This window comes from Megasphaera vaginalis (ex Bordigoni et al. 2020) (assembly GCF_900240295.1).
GTDB classification, from domain to species: Bacteria; Bacillota; Negativicutes; order Veillonellales; family Megasphaeraceae; genus Megasphaera; species Megasphaera vaginalis.
Genome location: NZ_OEQB01000002.1, coordinates 324648 through 346301 on the forward strand (window position 1 = coordinate 324648; position 21654 = coordinate 346301).

Genomic DNA, 21654 nt, shown 5'->3' on the forward strand with positions numbered 1-21654 from the left:
AGAGAGGGGCTGGCAATGTGGCAGAGCGCAGGCGGCGCAGCAATCGTAGAAAAAAAACGGGACAGAGAAAATATAAACTGCTGATCGTCGTTATTTTGATTTTCGGCGGCATTCTTTTGACCAGCAGGATGTATCAGATCTGGGTAATTCATCAGGACATGAAGCGGACCGTAGAGGAACGTGAAGCGTTGGAGCAAGAAAATCAGGCGTTGCAGACCGCGCACGATAAATTGCTTGATCCGGAAGAAATTGCTAATAAGGCGCGGCAACAATTCGGGCTGGCAAAGCCGGGAGAAATTCCGTATCGGCGGTAATGATGCGAAAATTTATGATTGGGAATTGAATTTTTTTATTATTGTAGGTATAATGTGCTTGATATATACTAACTACGTATTTTTAAGGAGGATCATGTAGCAGCATGTCAATCGAAGTAGGGAGTGTGCTGGAAGGCATTGTAACGGGCATTACCAAGTTTGGTGCATTTATTGAATTACCTGACAAAAAGGTCGGCTTGGTTCATATTTCCGAAGTTGCCAATGAGTATGTCAAGGATGTCCATGATTTTTTGAAGGTTCAGGATAAGGTAAATGTCAAAGTCTTATCTGTTGACGAAAAAGGAAAAATCGGGTTATCCATCAAACAGACCCAGGCGGCGCCGGCTAAAAAAGAATTTTATCCGAAAAAAGAAATCCGCCAGCATCGCAGTTTTGATCAGAATCGCCGTTCTGCAGCTCCGGCATCATTTGAAGATCGACTCAGTAAGTTTTTGAAAGACAGCGACGAACGTCTTATGGATCTGAAGCGGAATACGGAATCAAAACGCGGCGGCAGAGGAGCCAGACGCTCCGATTGATAGACGGCTTGAGGGAATCATATGGTGAAGAGGAGTATTCCTGCGGGAATGCTCTTTTTGTTTTATGACATCTCGGATAGAGGCGGAGAGATTATGACTGAATACAAGAATTATGCTGTTATCGATATTGGCTCCAATTCTTTGAGGCTGATGAAAGGGCTTCTCGATCGATCGGGGCAATGGCAGTTTTCTCCTAAAGAGTTGGTGACAACGCGGCTTGGCAAGGATGTAGGCAAAACCGGGCGCTTGTGGGCCCCCGGGCGAGAGGCGTCGCTTGACGTGTTGGAACGATGGGCGCATCAGCTGTCGGGGATTCCTGTTTGCGCTGTTGCTACGAGCGCTGTTCGGGAAGCCAAAGACGGGCAGGCTTTTTTGGCTGAAATCCGCTGTCGTTTCGGCTGGAATTGCCGCACCGTTTCCGGTCGTGAAGAAGGAAGTCTCAGCTTCTGCGGCGCCACTGCCGCCGTGCCTCCGGAAAGATTGGTGACCGTGCTCGATATTGGTGGCGGCAGCAGTGAAATGACTGTCGGTAAAAATGGCGCCATGCTTACGACGCACAGCTATCCTCTCGGTGCCGTGCGTTTGACAGAAGGTGTGCTCACAACCGCCGCCGAGATAGCAGCCGTTGAACTTCGGTGCAACGTGGCGTGGCTGCCGTTGCCGGTAAAAACGCAGTACCTGATTGGCGTCGGCGGCACGTTGACGACGCTGGCAGCCATGGATTTGGGCCTTGCCTGCTATGATCCGAAACGCATTGAAGGATACAGCGTTTCGCTGGAACGGCTCAATTTCCAGATTTCCCGGCTGACGGCAATGGCGCCTGAAGAGCGGAAACATGTCGCCGGACTGCAGCCGGAGCGGAGCGAAATCATTGTGACCGGTCTCATTATCGCGCGTTCTTTCATGAAATATTACGGCTTTACAGTTCTTTCCGTCAGTGAAAAGGACCTGTTGGAAGGCGTTTTTTACAAAGAAGCTTTTTACGATGCGGCGCGGATGGTTTTTTGACGGAGGTGCCTATGGATTTCGTTCGTAAAGTGGCAGCATATTGCCGTGACAGCGGCTTGTTGCACCGAGATGAATGTATCGTTATTGCCTGTTCCGGCGGGCCCGACTCGTTGGCGCTGCTCGATGTTTTCAGCCGGCTGCGGCAGGAATGGCGGTTGCGGCTGGTTGTCTGCTATGTTCACCATGGTATTCGGGCCGCAGCCGATCGGGAAGCAGCCGTCGTTGAGCGAGCGGCAATGGAGCGGGAATGCGCTTTTTATTGTCATCGCGTTCGTGTACCGCAGCTGGCTGCGGCAACCCGTGAATCAATTGAGACGGCAGGCCGAAAAGTGCGCTACCGTCTGTTGCGGCAGACGGCGGCCGCTGTCGGTGCGGCGGCTATCGCCGTCGCGCATCACCGTGATGATCAGGCCGAAACGGTACTGCACCATTTTTTGCGCGGCAGCGGCACTGCAGGTCTCTGCGGCATGAGAGCGAGAAATCGGGATATTATCAGGCCCTTTTTAGGCGTAACGCGTCGTGAGATTGAAGCCTACGTTGCGGCGAGAAAGCTTCCGGTACAGATTGACGAGACCAACTTTCAGCGATTCTACTTGCGAAATCGATTGCGTCTCGATTTACTGCCGCTGCTGCGGCAGTACAATCCGGCTGTTACGGAAGACTTGAATCGACTGGCGGCGGTCATGCAGGGAGAAGACGATTTTCTTTGTGCCTATGCTGCAGCACTGGGGCGGAAATACGTGCGACCTGGCAGCGGCGGTTGGACGCTGTCCGTTGACGCATTGATGGCGCAGCCCGTCGCCATGCGTCGCCGTCTTATTCGTATCGGCGTCAGTAAGATGACGGCAACGCCGATTACGTTTCAACAGGTTGAAACGATCCTGGCCTTGGCCGCAAAAGCGACTGGCAAGGAATTTCGCATGAAAGGTGTCCGCGTCGTCCGCTCTTATCGCGAGTTGTGTTTCCTGCCGCCTGTGGCGCGACGGAAAACGGCGGTTTCGTCGGATGCGTCTGTCGTCGCCGTTAACGGACCGGGTAGCTACCGTCTCGGCAAACGGCAGGTCGTCCTGGCCGGTGCCGTTACGCCGCCCGTGCGAGACAACGTATTGCTGCGCTGCGGAACTGTGACGGCTTGGCAATTACGCTATCGGCGTCCCGGCGATTATATCTGTTTGCAGAACGGCAGTACGAAGAAGCTTAAGAAGTTTTTTATTGATCAGAAAATTCCGGCATCCCGGCGCGATCAGATTCCCTTGCTCTGCAACGGGCAGGAAATCATCTGGATTTGCGGGTATGCCGTTAACAGCCGTTATTTTCCCGCTGCGGGAGAGGACTATATACGAGGATGGATTCAGGAGGAGACTGTATAATGGATAAAGATGTAAAAGAAATATTATTGACTGCCGAACAGATCCAACAACGCGTTGCCGAACTGGGAGCGCAGATCACGGCCGACTATGAAGGCAAGACGATCTTGCTGTGCGGTATTTTGAAAGGTGCTGTTACCTTTTTTACGGATCTATCCCGTCATATCCGGGTACCCGTCGAATTTGACTTTTTGAGCTGTTCCAGTTACGGTTCGTCGACAACGTCGTCGGGATTTGTTAAAATCCGGAAGGACCTGGACAGTGAAGTTGAGGGACGGGATATTCTGATTGTCGAGGATATTATCGATACGGGAACGACGTTGAGCAAGTTGGTGCCGCTGCTGCAAGACCGAGGGGCAAAAAGCGTCAGGCTGGCGACGATTCTCAGCAAGCCGTCACGCCGTATTGCCGATGTGGCTGTCGATTATAACGGCTTTGAAGTTCCCGATGCGTTCGTCGTCGGTTACGGGTTGGATTATAACGGCTTCTATCGCAACTTGCCCTACATCGGAATCTTAAAAGAAGAAGTTTATAATAAATAATAATTCTTGTTGCTTTTTCCGAAGTGTGGTAAGATAAAACTATATCAGCCTTCTTGGCTGTGTGAATATAGGAATGTGAAAGGAGCAGTATTTTGAGTAAATTTGTTCGAAATGTAGGACTGTATTTGCTTCTCATCGTCGTGGCCGTATCCATTTTTGATATGTTTACGACGTCCCGGACGGATAAGTCGGAAATCACATATACGAACTTTATCAACCAGGTGCAACAGCACAAGGTCGATTCGGTTCAAATTACGGCAGATCATGCTATTGTCGGGCAGTTGAAAGACGGTACGTCGTTCACGTCTTATGCGCCCAGTGATGCGGCCTTGATACCGGCGCTGCGTGAAGCTGAAGTCAATATCATGGCCAAGCCGCCGGAACAGCCGGCCTGGTGGGTCAGTCTGCTCAGTTCGGTGCTGCCCATACTGATCCTCATCGGCGTCTGGTTTTTCATCATGCAGCAGACTCAGGGCGGCGGCAGCAGGGTGATGAATTTCGGTAAGAGCCATGCCAAGATGCATGGTGAAGGAAAGATAAAAGTTTCTTTCAAAGATGTGGCCGGCGAAGATGAAGCGAAGGAAGAATTGTCGGAAATCGTCGGTTTTCTGCGCAATCCTGGCAAATATAACACTATCGGCGCGAAGATTCCCAAGGGTGTTCTTCTTTTCGGACCTCCCGGTACGGGCAAGACGCTTTTGGCAAGAGCCGTTGCCGGCGAAGCCGGCGTGCCCTTTTTCAGTATCAGCGGTTCCGACTTCGTGGAAATGTTTGTCGGTGTCGGAGCGTCCCGTGTCCGCGATCTGTTTTCCCAGGCGAAGAAGAATGCGCCGTGCATTGTCTTTATCGATGAAATCGATGCCGTCGGTCGCCAGCGCGGCGCCGGTCTCGGCGGCGGTCATGACGAACGGGAGCAGACGCTGAATCAGCTGTTGGTTGAAATGGATGGCTTCGGCGCCAATGAAGGCATTATTACGATTGCCGCAACGAATCGTCCCGATATTCTTGACCCTGCGCTGCTGCGTCCGGGCCGTTTCGACCGACAGATTACCGTTGATCGTCCCGACTTGCGCGGCCGATTGGCAATCTTGGAAGTGCATGCTAAGGGAAAACCGTTGGGAAAAGACGTAGATTTAAAAACCATTGCCAAGAAGACACCGGGCTTTACCGGAGCCGATCTGGGAAATCTGCTTAATGAAGCGGCGTTGCTGGCTGCCAGAGCGGATAAGCGGATTATCGGCATGGCGGAACTGGAAGAAGCCAGCGAAAAAGTCAGCTTCGGGCCGGAACGGCGCAGTCACGTAATCAGCGATAAGGAAAAACGCCTGACTGCCGTTCACGAATCAGGTCATGCGCTGATTGCTTATCTGCTGCCTGACGCGGATCCCGTCCACAAGGTGACGATCATTCCCCGCGGCCGTGCCGGCGGCTATACGATGATGCTTCCTGAAGAAGACAGGTCGTATGAAACGAAATCGTATTATTTGGCGCAGATCCGTGTTGCCTTAGGCGGCAGGGCTGCGGAACAAATTGTTTTCAACGAAATCAGCAGCGGCGCTTCCGGCGACTTACAGAGCGTTACCCGGATCGTACGGCAAATGATTACCCGTCTCGGCATGAGCGAAAAGTTGGGACCGATGGTTTTCGGCGAACAACAGGAACAGGTTTTTCTCGGTAAAAACTTAGGTCATGAACGCAATTACGGCGAAGGCATTGCCGAGTTGATCGACAGTGAAATGCATGATATCGTTTCCCGGGCCTATGAAGATGTATTGCAGACGCTGCGTGATCATCTGGATGCCTTAAAGAGTATGGCAAACGCGCTGATTGAGGTGGAAACGATCAATCGCGAGCAAGTGGATAATCTCGTCAAATACGGTTCGCTGACGGCTCCTGAACCTGCCGTTGCTGTGACGGAAGCAACGGAAAGCGGGACGCTGGCCGTGCAAAGTGAAAGCAGTCCCTGGGGAAATTAAGGACCACATAGTGTTTGTATTCGCATATGAGGCCGTGACGCTGTGTCGCGGCCTTTTTTATATACGTAAACGATCGTCTCTTGGGCGGCAAAGGAGGAACGGAGATAATCATGAGGAATGATATTCTGGATTATTTATTGGCACACAGAGGGGAATATATTTCAGGGCAAAAGCTTTCGGAGCAACTGGGGATTTCGCGGACGGCGGTATGGAAGCACATTCAGCTGTTGAAACAGCGGAATTACCGGATCGAATCACATACGAAACGGGGATACTGTCTGCATGAAGCGCCGGAACTTCTGCCGCCAGAACGCATTCTTGACGGGTTGAAGACCGTTACTCTGGGACGGGAAATTGCGTATTATGAAAGGGTTTCCTCGACGAACACCCTTGCCAAGCAGTTGGCCGATCAAGGTGCGCCTGAAGGTACGCTGGTGCTAGCGGAAGAGCAGTTCGGCGGCCGCGGTCGTCTGGATCGCGCCTTTCTTTCCCCCTTTGCACAGGGGCTTTGGTTTTCGCTTATTTTACGGCCGCCTTTTCTGCCGATGGAAGTTGCCAAAATGACGCTTTTAGCTGCAGTTGCGCTGACCAGAGCCATCCGCCATATGGGCGTGCAATGCGCCATTAAATGGCCGAATGATTTGCTCGTAAAGGGGCGCAAATTAGTGGGTATCCTGACGGAATTAAATGCTTCCATGGAGCGATTAAACTATCTTGTTTTGGGAATGGGAATCAATACATCCTTAAAAGAGGAAGACGTATCGCCTGAGCTGCGTCGTATTGTCACGAGCTTCGCCATGGAACAAGTACCGGTCAGTCGGCAAAAATTGCTGCAAGAAGTGCTTTGCCAGCTGGAAAAATATTATATGATTGCCAAGGAAGACGGGTTCGCGCCGATTCTGCAAGAATGGAAGGAATTATCGTGCATCTTGGGAACGGAAGTGGGAGTTGCGCTGCCGCAAGGAAACATTATCGGTACCGCCGTTGATCTCGATGACAGCGGCAACTTGATTGTTGTTGCGGCAGACGGCAGAAAAGAAACGATTTTGGCCGGAGATGTTCGTGTGCGACCGGTGCATAAATATGATTGTAAACCTGGATAAAAATATTTTTTATTGACAATATGATAACGGCTCATTACAATAGAAGCGTCACCATATTCATGACAAGGAGGGATTGCAATGCCTTTGCAAAAAATGATTGGCGCCGCTTTTTTTGCGGCCCTTATCGGAATTTTATCACAGCTTTCTCTGCCTATCGGCGCCGTGCCCCATACGCTTCAGGTTTTCGCTGTTGTTTTGGCCGGCGTCGTCATGGGGCCGCGGTACGGCGCATTAAGCGTCGTCGTCTGGATTCTGCTCGGCTTTTTCGGTATCCCTGTATTCGCCATGGCACAGGCGGGGCCGTCAATCGTTCTCGGTCCGTTAGGCGGCTTCATGATCGGCTTTGTCGTCCAGGCTTTTGTCTGCGGTTTTTGCCGACTTTCTGCGGGAACGTTGTTTCGCAGGGTGGGGATCGCACTGTTATCCCTGTGTATTGTATATCTCATCGGCGCCGTTTGGTTTACGGCGACGTACACGTACTTGCTGCAAAAACCGATGACGTTGAGTCAGGCCTTTCTCGTTTGCGCGCTGCCGTTTATTCCCTTCGATGCGGTGAAAGTTGTGTTGGCTGTCGGCATCGGCAGTCGTATTGCCGGAGCCTTGAAAAAAGCGGGCGCCGATTTCTTTTAAAGACTGTTCAAGGACGGGAAACTCTGTTATCATATAAGGCGTAATTAACTTATTTTTGCAGGGGAGATCGTTAACTTATGGTTTTAGTAATTGATGTAGGCAATACGAATATTGTCCTGGGTATCTTCGACGGTAAAGCGTTGCTTGATCATTGGCGCATTTCAACAGACCGCTTGCGGACGACCGATGAATACGGAGTTCTGATCCGCAATCTGTTTTATGCCAACGGCGTGGATGCCGAAGCGATTCAGGATATCATCATTTCTTCCGTCGTACCGCCCGTAATGCCTACATTGGAACGGATGTGCCAGCGTTATTTCGGCCTCGTGCCGTTGGTCATCGGACCGGGTGTCAAGACCGGCATGGACATTAAGTATGACAATCCGCGCGAAGTTGGCGCCGACCGTATCGTCAATGCCGTTGCCGCTTATGAAATGTACGGCGGCCCCGTTATCATTATCGATTTCGGAACGGCGACAACCTTCTGCGCCGTTGACAGGAAGGGCGTCTATTTGGGCGGCTCCATCTGTCCGGGTATTGGGATTTCAACGGAAGCCTTAGTGCAGCGTACGGCCAAGCTGCCGCGCATCGAAGTTCGCCGCACGGACAAGGTCATTTGCCGCAATACGGTTGAAAGTATGCAAGCCGGCGTGTTTTACGGCTTTGTCGGTCAAGTTGACGGGTTGGTGGCACGGATGCAAAAGGAATTGGGAAGCAGGGCGAAGGTCGTTGCTACGGGAGGCCTGGCCGTGATCATTGCTCCCGAGGCGAAGTCGATTGATGTTGTCGAACCGATGCTGACGCTTGAAGGATTGCGGATTATCTATGAACGAAATCGTTAAACCGCTCCGCCTCGGTTCCCTACAATTGGATATGCCGGTTGCCTTGGCTCCTATGGCCGGAGTCTGCGATCTACCGTACCGCGTCATTGCCCGCAGCTATGGCGCGGCTTTGGTTTGCACGGAAATGGTCAGCGCCAAGGGGATTTGTTATCATAATCTGCACACGAGAGAAATGTTGCGTGTTGATGAACGGGAACATCCGCTTTCGTTGCAGTTATTCGGCAATGAGCCGGAGACCATGGCGCGCGGCGCCGCTGCTGCCGAGGAAGCCGGCGCTGATGTGATCGATATTAATATGGGCTGTCCCGTCAAAAAGGTGGTCGGCAACGGGGAAGGCGCTGCATTATTGACTAATCTGCCGCTGGCGACGGCCATTATTGCCGCCGTTGTTCGCGCCGTTTCGCTGCCGGTTACAGTAAAAATGCGCACCGGTTGGGACGCAGGTTCTTTTACGGCGCCTGAGCTGGCCAAGCGGGCCGAAGCGGCCGGTGCCGCCGCCGTCATCGTCCATGGCAGAACGAGAGAACAATTTTACGGCGGTAAAGCGGACAGGACGAAAATCAAACAGGTTGTCGATGCCGTATCGATCCCCGTTTTCGGTAACGGCGATATCTGTGACGGGCCGACGGCGTTGCAGATGTTCCGGGAGACCGGCTGCGCCGGCGTTATGATTGGGCGCGGCGCCCAGGGAAATCCCTGGATATTTCCGCAAATATGCCGGTATTTGCAGACCGGAGAAATCGTTCCGCCGCCGTCGGCGCAGGAACGATATGACCAGCTGCTGCAGCACTTTGACCGCCTGTTGGCGTTTAAGGGCGATTACATAGGCTTGCGCGAAATGCGTTCTCATGCGGCGTGGTATACGAAAGGCCTATATGCGTCTACGGCCCTGCGACAGGCGTTGAATCAGGCGATGACACCGGCGGAATTCCGGCACATCGTCGAAGCCGCCAGAGCCGCCTTATGAGGTTGTCTGGAGTGAGCGCCAATGCCGCTGCCAAGGATTGACAAGGTATTCAGGGAAGCATATAATTAAACGTAATTGCATATTCAGACAGCGGCGTTTTTCCTGCTGCTGAGACCATAGGATCAGGCAAAGGAGTATAACCATGAATACAACGGAAACTTTGATTACCGAAGAAGGGCTGCAGAAATTAAAAGATGAGTTGGCCGAACTGAAATCGGTTCGCCGCATTCAGGTATCGAAACGGATTCAGGAAGCCATCGCGCTTGGTGATTTGAGTGAAAACTCGGAATATGATGATGCAAAAAATGAACAAGCGTTTATTGAAGGCCGTATTGCCGAATTGGAAGGCAAAATCAGGACGGCAAAAATAATTGAAGAGACCGGTGACGGCACAGATACGGTTCGTCTCGGTTCAAAGGTTGTCCTGGAAGATGTGGAAACGGGTGAACGGTTTGAATATACCGTCGTCGGCACGGCTGAAGCCGATCCGTTCAACAACCGCATTTCCAATGAATCCCCCGTCGGCGTCGCTATCTTGGGGAAGAAAATCGATAAGGCGTCTCCCGTCATCGTAGCCGTTAAGGCTCCTGCCGGCGAATTGAGCTATCGTATCTTACCGATGGAAGCATAAAAATCAGGAGATTAACACAGGAGGAGTTACCATGTCGGAAATGCGCAGTACGGAAACGATGGCGATGGAAGCGGAAAAGTTAAATGACCAAATGGTCGTGCGCCGCGAAAAAATGCAGCAATTCATAGATGCCGGAGTTTATCCCTTCGGACAGAAATTTGCATGGGATCATCATGCGGCAGAAATTAAAGAAGGAGCGGCGGCACTGGAAGCGGCAGGTACGAAAGTACGCGTTGCCGGTCGGCTGATGGCGCTGCGCCGTCATGGCAAGACCGCTTTTTGTGTACTCCGTGACATTAGCGGCGAAATTCAACTTTATTTCCGCAAAGACGTTTTAGGAGAAGAATCGTATACGCTTTTCAAGCTTCTTGATATTGGGGATATTATCGGCGTTGACGGCGATGTGTTCACGACACATACAGGCGAAACGACGATTCGCGTCGAAACGTGGACGTTATTGTCGAAATCGCTGCGGCCGCTGCCGGAAAAATTTCACGGGTTGACGGACAAGGAAATGCGGTATCGCCAACGGTATTTGGATCTTATTGTCAATCCCGAGGTTAAAGATACCTTTATCAAGCGTTCGAAAATTATTAAAGGCATTCGCGCTTACCTGGATCAACGCGGCTTTCTGGAAGTGGAAACGCCGATGCTTCATAATATTGCCGGCGGCGCTGCGGCCAGACCTTTCAAGACCCACCACAATGCTTTGGATATGGATATTTTTCTGCGAATCGCGCCGGAACTTCATTTGAAGCGTCTGCTTGTCGGCGGCTTGGAACGCGTTTATGAAATGAACCGCTGCTTCCGCAATGAAGGAATCGATACGCGTCATAATCCTGAGTTCACAACTGTTGAGTTGTATCAGGCATTCGGCGATCTGGAAGACGTAATCGCCCTGACGGAAGAACTGGTATCCGGCTTGGCGCAGTCACTTTACGGGACGATGAAGATTACCTATATCGATCAGGACATTGATTTGACGCCGCCGTGGAATCGTATGACGATGATTGAAGCCGTCGCCAAATATACGGGAAAAGATTTTGCCGCTGTCACGACGTTGGAAGAGGCCCGGGCCATTGCCGATGAACTCCATGTGGAATACACGGAGCATGACGGAATCGGCAAGATCATTAACGGGTGTTTTGAAGACTATGTCGAAGAAAATTTGATCGAGCCGACGGTGATTACCGGTCATCCGTTGGAGATTTCACCGTTAACGAAGCAGGACCGGGATAATCCTCTCCTGACATATCGTTTTGAAGCCTTTATCTATGGCCGTGAGCTGGCAAACGGTTTCTCCGAATTAAATGATCCCCTGGATCAGCGGGATCGCTTTATGCAGCAGATGAAGGAACGGGAATTAGGTGACGACGAAGCGCATCAAATGGATGAAGATTATTGCCGCGCCTTGGAATACGGTTTGCCGCCGACAGGCGGTTTGGGCATCGGCATCGACCGGTTAGTCATGTTTTTGACGAACAGCGCATCTATACGTGATGTCCTGCTTTTCCCGTTAAGTCGTCCGGAACAGAAATAGTTTGCTTGTTGCGCACCCTTTGGAATGTTGTTTCAAAGGGTGTTTTTTTCAATACCTGTCGAGGAGGTAAGGAATGAAGCGTATAGGGATTCTTTTAGGCGGACTGTATCTTTTCGGCTGCACGGCGGCTTGGGCCGGCGACGCCGTTCCGACAGTCGCTTCAACAAATGAAGCCGGTGTTGTTACGTCTGCAAAAACGGCAGTGCGTAAAAGCGGAGACCCTTCTGTGGAGGACGGTAAAGATACTTTCGCCCGTCAAAATACGGCGATTGGGGCGGACGAATTGCCGCAATTGCATGAGGAAACGGACTCGCAGCCGGGCGGTGTGCGTTTTCATTTTTCGCTGCCTTCGACTGTACAATCCGTTAATCGTGATGCTGTGCAACCCATCGCGATTGCGCCTTTGACAGAAGCTGATTTCACTATTGGCAGCTTGCGCCGCGGCGATGAAGAGGCGAAGGTACTTTCCGTGTACGGGCGGCCTGACAAACGCAAGGTAACGGAACATTTCACTACGCTGGAGTATGATCGGCCGGACTTGGAGCTGCGCGTCGTTCTGCGCAATCCGCATTTGCCGGCAGTGCCCGGGCAGGATGGAAAGATAAAGGGCGGCGGCGTGGAAGCGGTTTACCTGGCGAAGGGGCAAGATATCGCTGCAGGTCGCGGCATCTATTTGAAAAATGTGGCCGAACTGTTGGTGCGTGCTTACGGCGCGCCGGCAAAAATATTGCGCGATCCCGATGCCAATGTGTTCTACTTCCTTTATGAAGATCCCGGTGCAAGCGAAATCCTCGCTTTCGCCGTCGCCGATCGTAAGATCGAGCGGATTGCCATGATGGCGCCGCGGGCGCCGTATGCAGACGATTTACGCCGCCTTGATCCGATTCGGCGAGACGAGAGAGACTTTACCTTGATGGGCGTTGTGCCGCGTACGGCCTTTGATCTTAACGCGTATTCGAAGTGGAAAAGCATGCTTAAGGGCAGCGGCGGGAATTTCTGGATATATGGCGATTATGGATTGGAGGCCGATCGTCTGGCCCGCGTCGATAAGGTATTCCTGATGACGAACAGCGCCTATACCGGTCGCGGCGCCTCTATCGGATACCATTTGTCGACGATTTTGGCGCTGTACGGCGAGCCGAGCAGGATCGAGTGGGGGCCTGACGGGGCGACCGGCGTCGACGGGTACTATTATGACAGTCCCTACGATAAAGATGTATCGCTTCTCTTTGTTGTTCGCCACGACGGGCAGTATATTGACGATGTGATCCTGTTGACCGGCCCTGTTACGGATTTGCAGAGCGCGGCGGGGCGGTATGATCTGGCTGAGAAGAAGGGGGAGAAATTTAAGTAGATAAATTCCTTTACTTATGTGACGACTTTCAAGTATAATAAATATATAAATAAAACTAGCAAATGAAGGTGATTTTCATGGTTACAGATGCAGATGTGTTAAAACGATGGAAGTACATTGCCCAAGAAGAGGAGAAGTTGTTGATTCTTATTGGCGGTCCCGGATCGGGCAAAAGCAAATTAATCCGTGAACTGACCTATCAGGATGGCTGGAAAATCTGTGAAGCGAAAGAGTTGTTTGATGATGAGTTTTTGGAAGTGCCTCGGGCCGATCGACCGGAAAAGGCTACAGAACTTATTTCTGCGGCTATACATCGGCTCAATGCACGCGTTGTTATGATTGACAATGTCAGTTTTCTCTTTGCTCCGATTCTCAATTTAAATCCGATTCATATGCTGAAAGAACTGAGCCGCGAATGTCCGATCATCGTCAGCTGGCGAGGGACCTTGGACGGCGATACGCTGTATTTTGAGCACAACGGTGATCCGAAGTACGCTAAGTTTAAAATCGAAAATCCCAATCATGTCATTTCGCTGGATTGATCTCTGATAAAAAGACGCTGTTCGAAAGAATAGCGTCTTTTTTTCCGCATGTGGCTGTGCTATAATCTACGCAGTACGTATTGTTTTTGACGTTTGGAGGAATGATTGCGTGAATGATTATATTATTGCCGTTATTTTAGGCATCGTAGAAGGGGTTACGGAGTACCTTCCTGTCTCCTCGACAGGACACATGATTCTTGTCGGCGATTGGCTCGGCTTTACCGGGGTGCGTGCCGGCGTATTTGAGGTCTTTATTCAGCTGGGAGCGATTCTTTCCGTATTGCTCATCTATAAAGACAAGTTTTTATATATGCTGCAGCAATACCGCTGTTGGCATCTCTTGTCTCCGGTCAATTGGCGGCGCCGCGATACGGGGCTGACATTGGCTCATGTCGCGGCTGGAATTGTGCCGGTTATGATTATCGGCTTTTTTGCTCACCATGCGATTAAAACGTATCTTTTTTCTGCCGGGACAGTGATTATTGGCCTGATTATCGGCGGTCTTTTTATGTTGGCAGCTGAAAAATCCCGTGTCCGCACTGTTTGTGATGATGTTAACGAACTGACGGTTATCCAGTCTTTTTTTGTCGGCGCTTTCCAGATTTTGGCTCTCTGGCCGGGGTTTTCACGTTCCGGCTCGACGATAGCCGGCGGGTTGTTTTTAGGGCTCAGCCGCAAGGCGGCAGCGGATTTTTCTTTTATCATTGCCGTGCCGGTCATGATGATTGCTTGTTTTTACGACTTGCTGAAAAGCCTTGCCGACTTGAACGGCAATGACATGATCATGATCCTTATCGGCTTTATTGTCGCTTTTGTCGTGGCCTATATTTCGGTACTCTGGTTCCTGAAGTTCCTGAATAAATCGACGTTGGCTTCGTTTGCTTACTACCGCTTCGTGGTCGCACTGGTCGCGTTTATCCATTTCTTTGTCATTTCATAAAGGAAAAACCGTTTCGCCTTCTCGCGGCGAAACGGTTTTTTTATATTCCTATGGCATTTTATCAATAGCGAGAAGAATTCATGAAATCCTTTTAGTCAGGTAAAAGGACGAGGAAGCGGCAAGGCGTTGTTTTTGTAATGCCGTCTTTCGACTGTTCTTCTTTAGTGAAGGAAAGAAAGCATCACTGCCTATTCATAGGACTCCGATACGGCTAAAAACGCTTGCCGTATTTCCGCAATAGCCGGCGTCATGTCTTCGTTTTCCGGGAAATCACTGCACAGGCTATACATAAAATTGGCAAACAACAGGTTGACGCCTTCCGTATACAATAGATAATAATAAAATATCTCGTTGTTTTCCGTCGGCAAGAGCGGTACCAATTTGTCATTGGCTTTGAAGGCTGCTTTGTAAAAACGGAGAATATCTTCTTTGATTCTGCATAAATTTACTGCTTTTTGGTCGTAATCCTCTTGTAAGGCCATGCCGAAATCGGAGAGCGTTTTGGGTACCTTACTCAGTTCCTCCGGCGCCGGTATTTCTGCGTGTTCCAGCATGTGCAGCAGCGTGTGCAGGGCCGTAATGATAGATTCGCAGAAAAAATTGAACGTAAATAATCCGCGTGTGCCCGCGATCGTTTGTGATTCATACTTTTTTTCCATGAGAGCATCTCCTTGCGTAGTCGTAATTCATGCTTATTGTACCACAGTTATGAAAAAAATTTGAGTCCGAAAGCAGAATGTGATACCATAGGAAAGAAAGCCTGATGCGCTTGATGTAATTGACCTTGGGAGGCGGACATGAATCAGCCAAAAAAGATAAAGCTACAAAAACGCACTCGCTCTGCGGCGCGTATCCATAAAGGGTTATCAATGCCTGTCGGTTCAGCCGATGAAGACAGCATCATCAGTTTTCGTGATTTTGGAGAGTTAAAGGAAAAGTATTTTCGTTTTTCCGGCACCTTACAGCGGCAGCCCTTTGTTTTGCGAACTCTTGTCCTGATGTTCGGGCAAGCTTTTTTTTCGCTGATTCTGTACAGTAGGCTGGTAGAGGCGTTGCTCATCGGCAGAATCGATTTGGCGCTGCTCTTTGCGGTCATCTTTTTGGCGTTGACCGTTCCCGTCGTTTGGGCGCAGATCTCTGTCGGCAGTCGTCGCCTGCGGGATATGGGACGAAGCGGCTGGTTGTTCGCCGTTCCCTTTTCCAGCTATTCTTGCTGCTATATTTTGCCTGTTCTCGGGGCTGCGGCATACTGGCAATTCACGGCGGCGGCCACTGTCGTTTTGTATTTTCTCCTGGCCCTGGTCAAGGGAACGGCTGCGGCCGAACCGCGCCGGCGTTAGAGCGGAGGCAATCGGATGAACGTGAGCACAGAGGAGTCGCGTACGATGAGTATACCTATGTTGAAGGCGGATCACTTGAGTCATTCCTATACGGATGAAGCGGGGCGCACGGTTTACGCTGTCAAAGACGTATCTTTTTCCATTGATGAAGGAGAATTTGTTGCGATTATCGGAACCAACGGGTCGGGAAAATCGACGTTGGCCAAGCATTTTAACGCGTTGTTACGGCCAACGGAAGGCAGTTGTGAAGTTTGTGGCATGCAGACGGCGCAAGAAGAAAATTTATGGAATATCAGGCAGCATGTCGGGATGGTTTTTCAGAACCCGGATAATCAAATCGTGGCAGCTGTCGTTGAAGAAGATGTCGCATTCGGTCCGGAAAATCTCGGCGTTCCCTCTGCCGAAATAAAAGAACGGGTGCGGACTGCTTTGGAACGGGTGCAGATGACACAGTATGCCAAGCATGGCCCCCATCTGTTGAGCGGCGGCCAAAAGCAGCGTATCGCCATTGCCGGAATCCTGGCCATGCAGTCCCGCTGCATCGTCCTTGACGAGCCGACGGCAATGCTTGATCCGAAGGGGCGGCGCGAGGTCATGGATACGCTTTTACAGCTGCACGATGAAGGCATTACCATCGTTCTGATCACGCACTTCATGGAAGAAGCGGTTCGAGCCGACCGCGTTCTCGTCATGAATCAAGGCGAGCTTGTCTTGGAAGGAACGCCGCGCGACGTTTTTACGCATGTCCGTAAACTGCAGACGATGGGGCTTGACGTGCCCGTTGCCGCTGAGTTGGCGGCGCTTCTGCGAGAAAAAGGCGTTGCCGTAAGCGGCCAGATCATCACAAAGGAAGAGTTGGGAGATTCTTTATGTCCATTGTTTTAACGGGAGTACGGCATACGTACGGTGTGGGAACGCCTTTTGAAAAAACGGCGCTCCATCATATAGACTTGGAAATTCATGCCGGTGAGTTTGTCGGAATTATCGGGCATACCGGTTCCGGAAAGTCGACGCTGGTCCAGATTTTAAACGGCTTGTTGCAGCCGACGGAAGGAACGGTTACTGTCGACGGCATCAATATCGGTAAAAAGGATAAGGAGGCTATGACGATGCGGCATACGGTCGGCATGGTTTTCCAATACCCGGAATATCAATTATTTGAAGAAACGATTGCAAAAGATATCGCCTTCGGTCCCCGTAATTTCGGACTCAATGAAGAAGCTGTCGAGGAACGTGTCAAGGAAGCGATGGAGTTTGTCGGTCTCGATTATGAAACTTACGCGGCTCGGTCGCCGTTTCGGCTGAGTGGCGGTCAGATGCGGCGCGTGGCTATTGCCGGCGTCATTGCCATTCATCCCGCCTATTTGATTCTCGATGAACCGTCTGCCGGTCTGGATCCGGCCGGCAGACGCGAGATATTTTCGGAAATATTGCGTTGGCACCGTGAAAAAGGCATTACGGTTATCCTCGTTTCCCATAATATGGAAGATATTGCACAGATGGCTGACCGACTTATTGTTCTTGACGGCGGTAATATTGTTTTGGACGGTGAGCCGCTGCGGATCTTTTCTGAAGAGGAAGCGATACTCCGCAAAGCAGGTGTTGCCGTTCCGCCTGTTACGGATGTATTGCGTTATCTGCACGGACGCGGTCTGCCGGTACAGGAGCGCGTGAAAACCGTAGCAGAAGGCGCGGAGTCCATTTATGCGTCGCTGAAAGGGGCAGAGCATGCTCACTGATATTACGTTAGGTCAATATTTCCCGGGAGTTTCGTTTATTCACAAACTTGACCCGCGCGTTAAAATCGTTTGTACGTTGATTTTTATTGTTGCCATTTTCTTTGCCGATTCCCTTGTCTCTTACGGTATTGTGACGGCTTTCGTAGTTACTTGTTTTTTGACGGCAAAATTGCCGCCGCGGTTGATTGTCAAATCGATCAAGCCCCTTTGGGTTATTGTCGCTTTTACGCTGGGTATCCATTTATTCACGACACCGGGGGAAGCGATCTGGCAATACGGCATTTTCCACATTACGCGCGAAGGCATCGCGCAAGGGGCGCTGATGACGGCAAGGCTGGTCTACTTGATCGTTTTTTCTTCTTTGTTGACCTATACGACTTCGCCGATCGTTTTGACCGACGGTATCGAACATTTGCTGAATCCATTTCGGCGCTTCGGCGTTCCTGCCCACGAACTGGCGATGATGATGACGATTGCGATGCGGTTTATTCCGACGCTGTTGGAGGAAACGGATCGAATCATGAAAGCCCAGACGGCGAGGGGTGCGAATTTTACGAGCGGCAGCTTGTGGCAGCGCGGCAAAAATATGATTCCTTTATTGGTTCCGCTTTTTGTCAGCGCTTTTCGCCGCGCCGACGATCTGGCGACGGCGATGGAGTCGCGGTGTTATCGCGGCGGTGAAGGCCGGACGAGAATGACGGAGCTGGTGTATACGTATCGGGATTATGTCGCTGTTTTCGCCGTTCTCGGCGTCACTGTCGTTTTGGCGGTATTGCGGTGGGGCATATGAAAAAGAATATCTGTCTAGTCGTTGCGTATGACGGTACTGACTTTTACGGCTTCCAACGGCAGTCCAAAGCTCCTTCGGTGCAGCAGTGCCTGGAAGAAGCGTTGGCAACTATTTACCGGACGCAGATCACTGTTTATGGAGCGGCCAGAACCGATGCCGGTGTTCATGCCCGCGGTCAAGTTGTCAATTTTTACGGCGCCGGCACGATTCCTACGGAAAAACTTCCTTACGCGATGAAAGGCTGCCTGCCGCGTACGATCGCCGTACTTTCAGCACGGGAAATGACCGATGCTTTCAGCGTTCGCCATGACAATAAAGGAAAGCATTATCGATACATCATCAATAACGGCAGGATCCACGATCCGTTTTTACTGCGGTACAGTTGGTTCATTCGCAGGAAACTGGACTTGCAGGCAATGCGGGAAGGCGCTTCGCTGCTCTTGGGAAAACATGATTTTTCGGCATTTGAAGGCGCCAATACAACGCCGATGAACCCGGTAAAAACACTATATTCTCTGACTGTTGAACCAATATCGGCCGGTATCTGCATTGATGTTGTCGGTGACGGCTTTTTATATCATATGGTACGGAATATTGCCGGCGGTCTCGTCGATGTCGGCCTGGGCAGATTTTCCCAAACTGATCTTTCCGCTATTCTTGCAGGCAAAGATCGGACCCGTTTGGGTGCGACGGCGCCGGCACAAGGGCTTACGTTGGAAGAGGTTTTTTATTCAGAAGAGCGCCTGAACGAAAAAATCGCTCAGCTCCGGCCCCACCGCTGTTAAGGGCATTATCGCTGCACAGCGTTTGACATGTCGGCATGCGATGTAAGCTTTTCTGCGTACAAAAAAATATGGTATAATAAAATTTACATGATATACTGTCTTTCGCAACATGAGACAGCATGTGCGAATTAACCGGCACATTACTATTTTGACTGCTCCGGCAGTCGCTAAAAGGAAAGATACCGTTTATGACAGATAAAACCTTGGGCTGGATGCTGCGACTTGTCGGCCTTTTAGCTATCATTGCCGTTTTCTGGGGAATCCAGCTGATCTTGCCCGATTTCTATACGACTATGTGGCAACTCCTGATCGACGGAGATTTGGAAGGGCTGACGGCATATATCTCGTCTTTTGGCTATGAGGCGATACTGATCAGCATATTCATGATCGCTTTTATCAATGCCATCGGACTTCCGTCGATTCCGTTCCTTACTGTAAACGGCGTAATCTTCGGATTGATACCGGGTATCGTCATTTCTTGGATCGGAGAAGTCCTTGGCATTGAGATCAGTTTTCGCCTGACGCGAAAACTGCTGCGAAAACAGGCGCAAAAAGTGATTCAACGGAGCAATATGCTGGAAAAGCTGGATTCGTACAGCTGTGTCAAGACGATCATGGCCGGGCGGGCTATACCGTATTCTCCGAATGTCGTCGTTACGGCGCTCAGTTCATTAAGCCATATATCTTATAAAGATCATTTTGTAGCCAATCTGTTCGGAAAAATCCCTGCCGTTATCATTGAAGTGTGGTTCGGACATGACCTGTTACTGATTCGTGAACATTGGGGACGATTGCTGGTACTGACATTTGTCGTTATTGCCGTTTACGCATTCCTCTGGTGGCGGCGTAAACATCAGTAAAAATAAGTGCTGCAGAGAGCAGCAATAAACCATCAAAAAAGACCTCTGCAGAGGTCTTTTTTTGATGGTTTATTTAACTGGATGGATAAATGCCCGGGATTTTTATTTCTGGAAATAGCGGGCGAGCAAACCGTCAAATACGCGGCCGTGACGAGCTTCGTCTTTTGCCATTTCGTGTACCGTATCGTGGATCGCGTCAAGATTTAACTGTTTTGCCAGTGTGGCGATTTCTTTCTTGCCTGCACAAGCGCCTTGTTCGGCGGCTGCACGCATTTCGAGATTTGTCTTGGTATCGTCTGTAACGACTTCGCCGAGAAGTTCAGCAAATTTTGCGGCGTGTTCGGCTTCTTCAAAGGCGATACGCTTGTAAGCTTCCGCGACTTCCGGGTAACCCTGGCGATCGGCAACACGACTCATGGCAAGATACATGCCGACTTCGGAGCATTCGCCTGTGAAGTTCATGCGGAGACCTTCGATGATGCGTTCATCAACGCCTTTGGCAACGCCGACGCGATGTTCGTCGGCATATTCTTTTACGCCTTCCTGCAGTTCCGTAAATTTGGAAGCGGGAGCGCCGCATTGCGGACACTTTTCAGGGGCGGCATCGCCTTCGAATACGTAACCGCAGATACCACAAACAAATTTTTTCATAATGAAACAACCTCCTTGAATTTGCAATTTTAATGATAGTAATTATTATTTTTTACTAATAAATAATGATTATCTACTAACAAAATTATAGCAAATATTACAGAATGATGCAATAGAAAAATGAATAGATGCTAAAAATAATTATGACGAAGTTGGAGATGTCGCTGTCGGCAACCATTGGAAAGCGGTATTTTTATGATGGATGCTTTTTGAAGCAGGTTTACGGCGGCTGTCTTTTTATTGTTAAAAAGCAATATATACAGGCATAGATATCAATAAAGTATAGGCATTAGACAGAAGAGCGGGAATTTTCTATAATTTATACGAAATGCACCGACTATAATCGTGATGTACTGAGGAGGGACAAGGTATGACGAAAGAAAAAGCAGGTGTTTTTGGATTAGGAGAGCCTAATGATGCTTATGCGCAATATTTTAACGGTCAGAGTTATTTGAAGATATTAACGACAGAACGCCTTATTACTGCCAATGTTACTTTTGAACCGGGCTGTCGGAATCATTGGCATATTCATCACAAAGGAGGGCAGATATTATTCTGCACGTCCGGCAGAGGCTATTATCAGGAATGGGGCCAGGCGCCTCGTGAACTTCATCCTGGTGATGTTGTCAATATCCCGCCTGAAGTAAAGCATTGGCACGGTGCTGCAAAAGACAGCTGGTTTGCACATATTGCAGTTGAAGTTCCGGCTGAGGGAGCGACGAATGAATGGTGTGAAGCTGTTGACGACGATGCATACGGACAACTGCCGTAAACCATCGATATGGCGGTAAATCTCTGCGCGTTCATTGCAATAGTGATGATTTACCGTCATTGAGAGGGGAATAGTCGGGAATTTTACGGTATTGTTACAAAATAGGAATAAATATATTGACAGTAAAGAAAATGCGTGATATGATGATTGCACCAGTGAGGTTAACGTGCAGAAAATCAAATACGCAATGTAAGTTGTTTTTTTGTGCCCTGATTTATGTAAAAGGATTTTTACATAAATCAATACCTGCTGCTTTCGACGTCAGTCGGTTTGAAGTTTGAATAAAGCTTCAAAGAAAGATCTTGACAGACTAGGAATAGTTTGGTAAGATAAACGAGTCGCCAAACGGCGGCGTGGCCTTTGAAAACTGAACAATGCAACGAATGAAACGCCAGAGTGCAGGTCTCAAGAAATTGAGACAT

24 protein-coding genes are annotated in these 21654 nt (G+C 50.1%); 22 read left to right on the plus strand and 2 right to left on the minus strand.

Annotated elements, in window-relative coordinates:
- Positions 1–17 precede the first annotated feature (17 nt).
- From C0977_RS04080 to C0977_RS04150, 15 genes are all read left to right on the plus strand, one after another.
- The gene (locus C0977_RS04080) at positions 18–314 is read left to right on the plus strand and encodes an FtsB family cell division protein (RefSeq protein ID WP_023054680.1); all 297 of its coding nucleotides are present in this window, start codon (positions 18–20) and stop codon (positions 312–314) included.
- 104 nt (positions 315–418) lie between these two features.
- Positions 419–853, plus strand: coding sequence for a S1 domain-containing RNA-binding protein (locus C0977_RS04085; protein ID WP_101912529.1), 435 nt, complete (start codon positions 419–421; stop codon positions 851–853).
- A gap of 93 nt (positions 854–946) precedes the next feature.
- Positions 947–1861, plus strand: a complete 915-nt coding sequence (locus tag C0977_RS04090) for a phosphatase (RefSeq protein ID WP_101912559.1) — start codon at positions 947–949, stop codon at positions 1859–1861.
- An 11-nt stretch (positions 1862–1872) separates the two neighbouring features.
- The gene (tilS, locus tag C0977_RS04095; RefSeq protein ID WP_101912530.1) at positions 1873–3231 is read left to right on the plus strand and encodes a tRNA lysidine(34) synthetase TilS; all 1359 of its coding nucleotides are present in this window, start codon (positions 1873–1875) and stop codon (positions 3229–3231) included.
- Complete coding sequence (hpt, locus tag C0977_RS04100; RefSeq protein ID WP_101912531.1) at positions 3231–3770, plus strand: hypoxanthine phosphoribosyltransferase; 540 nt, start codon at positions 3231–3233, stop codon at positions 3768–3770. The genes tilS and hpt overlap by 1 nt, the downstream gene beginning before the upstream one ends.
- Before the next feature lie 161 nt (positions 3771–3931).
- The gene (gene ftsH, locus C0977_RS04105; protein ID WP_419177922.1) at positions 3932–5746 is read left to right on the plus strand and encodes an ATP-dependent zinc metalloprotease FtsH; all 1815 of its coding nucleotides are present in this window, start codon (positions 3932–3934) and stop codon (positions 5744–5746) included.
- A 110-nt stretch (positions 5747–5856) separates the two neighbouring features.
- Entirely contained in the window at positions 5857–6849 is a 993-nt protein-coding gene (locus tag C0977_RS04110; RefSeq protein ID WP_101912533.1) for a biotin--[acetyl-CoA-carboxylase] ligase, read from the plus strand.
- Positions 6850–6927: 78 nt separating this feature from the next.
- The gene (locus tag C0977_RS04115; RefSeq protein WP_023054641.1) at positions 6928–7479 is read left to right on the plus strand and encodes a biotin transporter BioY; all 552 of its coding nucleotides are present in this window, start codon (positions 6928–6930) and stop codon (positions 7477–7479) included.
- 77 nt (positions 7480–7556) lie between these two features.
- Positions 7557–8321 carry a type III pantothenate kinase gene (locus tag C0977_RS04120; protein ID WP_023054660.1) on the plus strand — a complete coding sequence of 255 codons (765 nt, stop codon included), beginning with the start codon at positions 7557–7559 and terminating at the stop codon, positions 8319–8321.
- Complete coding sequence (dusB, locus tag C0977_RS04125) at positions 8305–9288, plus strand: tRNA dihydrouridine synthase DusB (protein WP_101912534.1); 984 nt, start codon at positions 8305–8307, stop codon at positions 9286–9288. The genes C0977_RS04120 and dusB overlap by 17 nt, the downstream gene beginning before the upstream one ends.
- A gap of 142 nt (positions 9289–9430) precedes the next feature.
- Positions 9431–9919, plus strand: coding sequence for a transcription elongation factor GreA (greA, locus tag C0977_RS04130; RefSeq protein WP_023054678.1), 489 nt, complete (start codon positions 9431–9433; stop codon positions 9917–9919).
- Between the two features lie 31 nt (positions 9920–9950).
- The gene (gene lysS / locus C0977_RS04135; RefSeq protein WP_101912535.1) at positions 9951–11459 is read left to right on the plus strand and encodes a lysine--tRNA ligase; all 1509 of its coding nucleotides are present in this window, start codon (positions 9951–9953) and stop codon (positions 11457–11459) included.
- A 73-nt stretch (positions 11460–11532) separates the two neighbouring features.
- A complete protein-coding gene (locus C0977_RS04140; protein ID WP_101912536.1) occupies positions 11533–12813 on the plus strand; it encodes a hypothetical protein in 1281 nt (426 codons plus the stop codon).
- Positions 12814–12890: 77 nt separating this feature from the next.
- Positions 12891–13355 (plus strand): BREX-3 system P-loop-containing protein BrxF, encoded by a 465-nt coding sequence (brxF, locus tag C0977_RS04145; RefSeq protein WP_023054652.1) that lies wholly within the window; start codon positions 12891–12893, stop codon positions 13353–13355.
- A 109-nt stretch (positions 13356–13464) separates the two neighbouring features.
- Positions 13465–14295, plus strand: a complete 831-nt coding sequence (locus C0977_RS04150) for an undecaprenyl-diphosphate phosphatase (protein WP_101912537.1) — start codon at positions 13465–13467, stop codon at positions 14293–14295.
- Between the two features lie 188 nt (positions 14296–14483).
- Here C0977_RS04150 and C0977_RS04155 read toward each other — a convergent pair whose 3' ends face one another.
- Positions 14484–14954 (minus strand): hypothetical protein, encoded by a 471-nt coding sequence (locus C0977_RS04155; protein WP_023054648.1) that lies wholly within the window; start codon positions 14952–14954, stop codon positions 14484–14486.
- Between the two features lie 138 nt (positions 14955–15092).
- On the opposite strand from C0977_RS04155, the gene C0977_RS04160 reads away from it, so the two are divergent.
- From C0977_RS04160 to C0977_RS04185, 6 genes are all read left to right on the plus strand, one after another.
- The gene (locus tag C0977_RS04160) at positions 15093–15635 is read left to right on the plus strand and encodes a DUF805 domain-containing protein (protein WP_101912538.1); all 543 of its coding nucleotides are present in this window, start codon (positions 15093–15095) and stop codon (positions 15633–15635) included.
- Between the two features lie 45 nt (positions 15636–15680).
- Complete coding sequence (locus C0977_RS04165; protein WP_101912539.1) at positions 15681–16520, plus strand: energy-coupling factor transporter ATPase; 840 nt, start codon at positions 15681–15683, stop codon at positions 16518–16520.
- Positions 16505–17374: an energy-coupling factor transporter ATPase gene (locus C0977_RS04170; RefSeq protein ID WP_023054639.1), complete on the plus strand. Its 870-nt coding sequence runs from the start codon at positions 16505–16507 to the stop codon at positions 17372–17374. Before C0977_RS04165 ends, C0977_RS04170 begins: the two co-directional genes overlap by 16 nt.
- Positions 17364–18164 (plus strand): energy-coupling factor transporter transmembrane component T family protein, encoded by an 801-nt coding sequence (locus C0977_RS04175; RefSeq protein WP_101912540.1) that lies wholly within the window; start codon positions 17364–17366, stop codon positions 18162–18164. The genes C0977_RS04170 and C0977_RS04175 overlap by 11 nt, the downstream gene beginning before the upstream one ends.
- Positions 18161–18949, plus strand: a complete 789-nt coding sequence (truA, locus tag C0977_RS04180) for a tRNA pseudouridine(38-40) synthase TruA (protein ID WP_101912541.1) — start codon at positions 18161–18163, stop codon at positions 18947–18949. Before C0977_RS04175 ends, truA begins: the two co-directional genes overlap by 4 nt.
- A 188-nt stretch (positions 18950–19137) precedes the next feature.
- Positions 19138–19809, plus strand: coding sequence for a TVP38/TMEM64 family protein (locus tag C0977_RS04185; RefSeq protein WP_101912542.1), 672 nt, complete (start codon positions 19138–19140; stop codon positions 19807–19809).
- A 102-nt stretch (positions 19810–19911) separates the two neighbouring features.
- Here the strand turns inward: C0977_RS04185 and C0977_RS04190 are convergent, their stop codons facing one another.
- Complete coding sequence (locus tag C0977_RS04190; RefSeq protein WP_023053896.1) at positions 19912–20460, minus strand: NADH peroxidase; 549 nt, start codon at positions 20458–20460, stop codon at positions 19912–19914.
- A gap of 370 nt (positions 20461–20830) precedes the next feature.
- On the opposite strand from C0977_RS04190, the gene C0977_RS04195 reads away from it, so the two are divergent.
- Positions 20831–21232 carry a cupin domain-containing protein gene (locus tag C0977_RS04195; RefSeq protein WP_101912543.1) on the plus strand — a complete coding sequence of 134 codons (402 nt, stop codon included), beginning with the start codon at positions 20831–20833 and terminating at the stop codon, positions 21230–21232.
- The last annotated feature ends 422 nt before the right edge of the window (positions 21233–21654 follow it).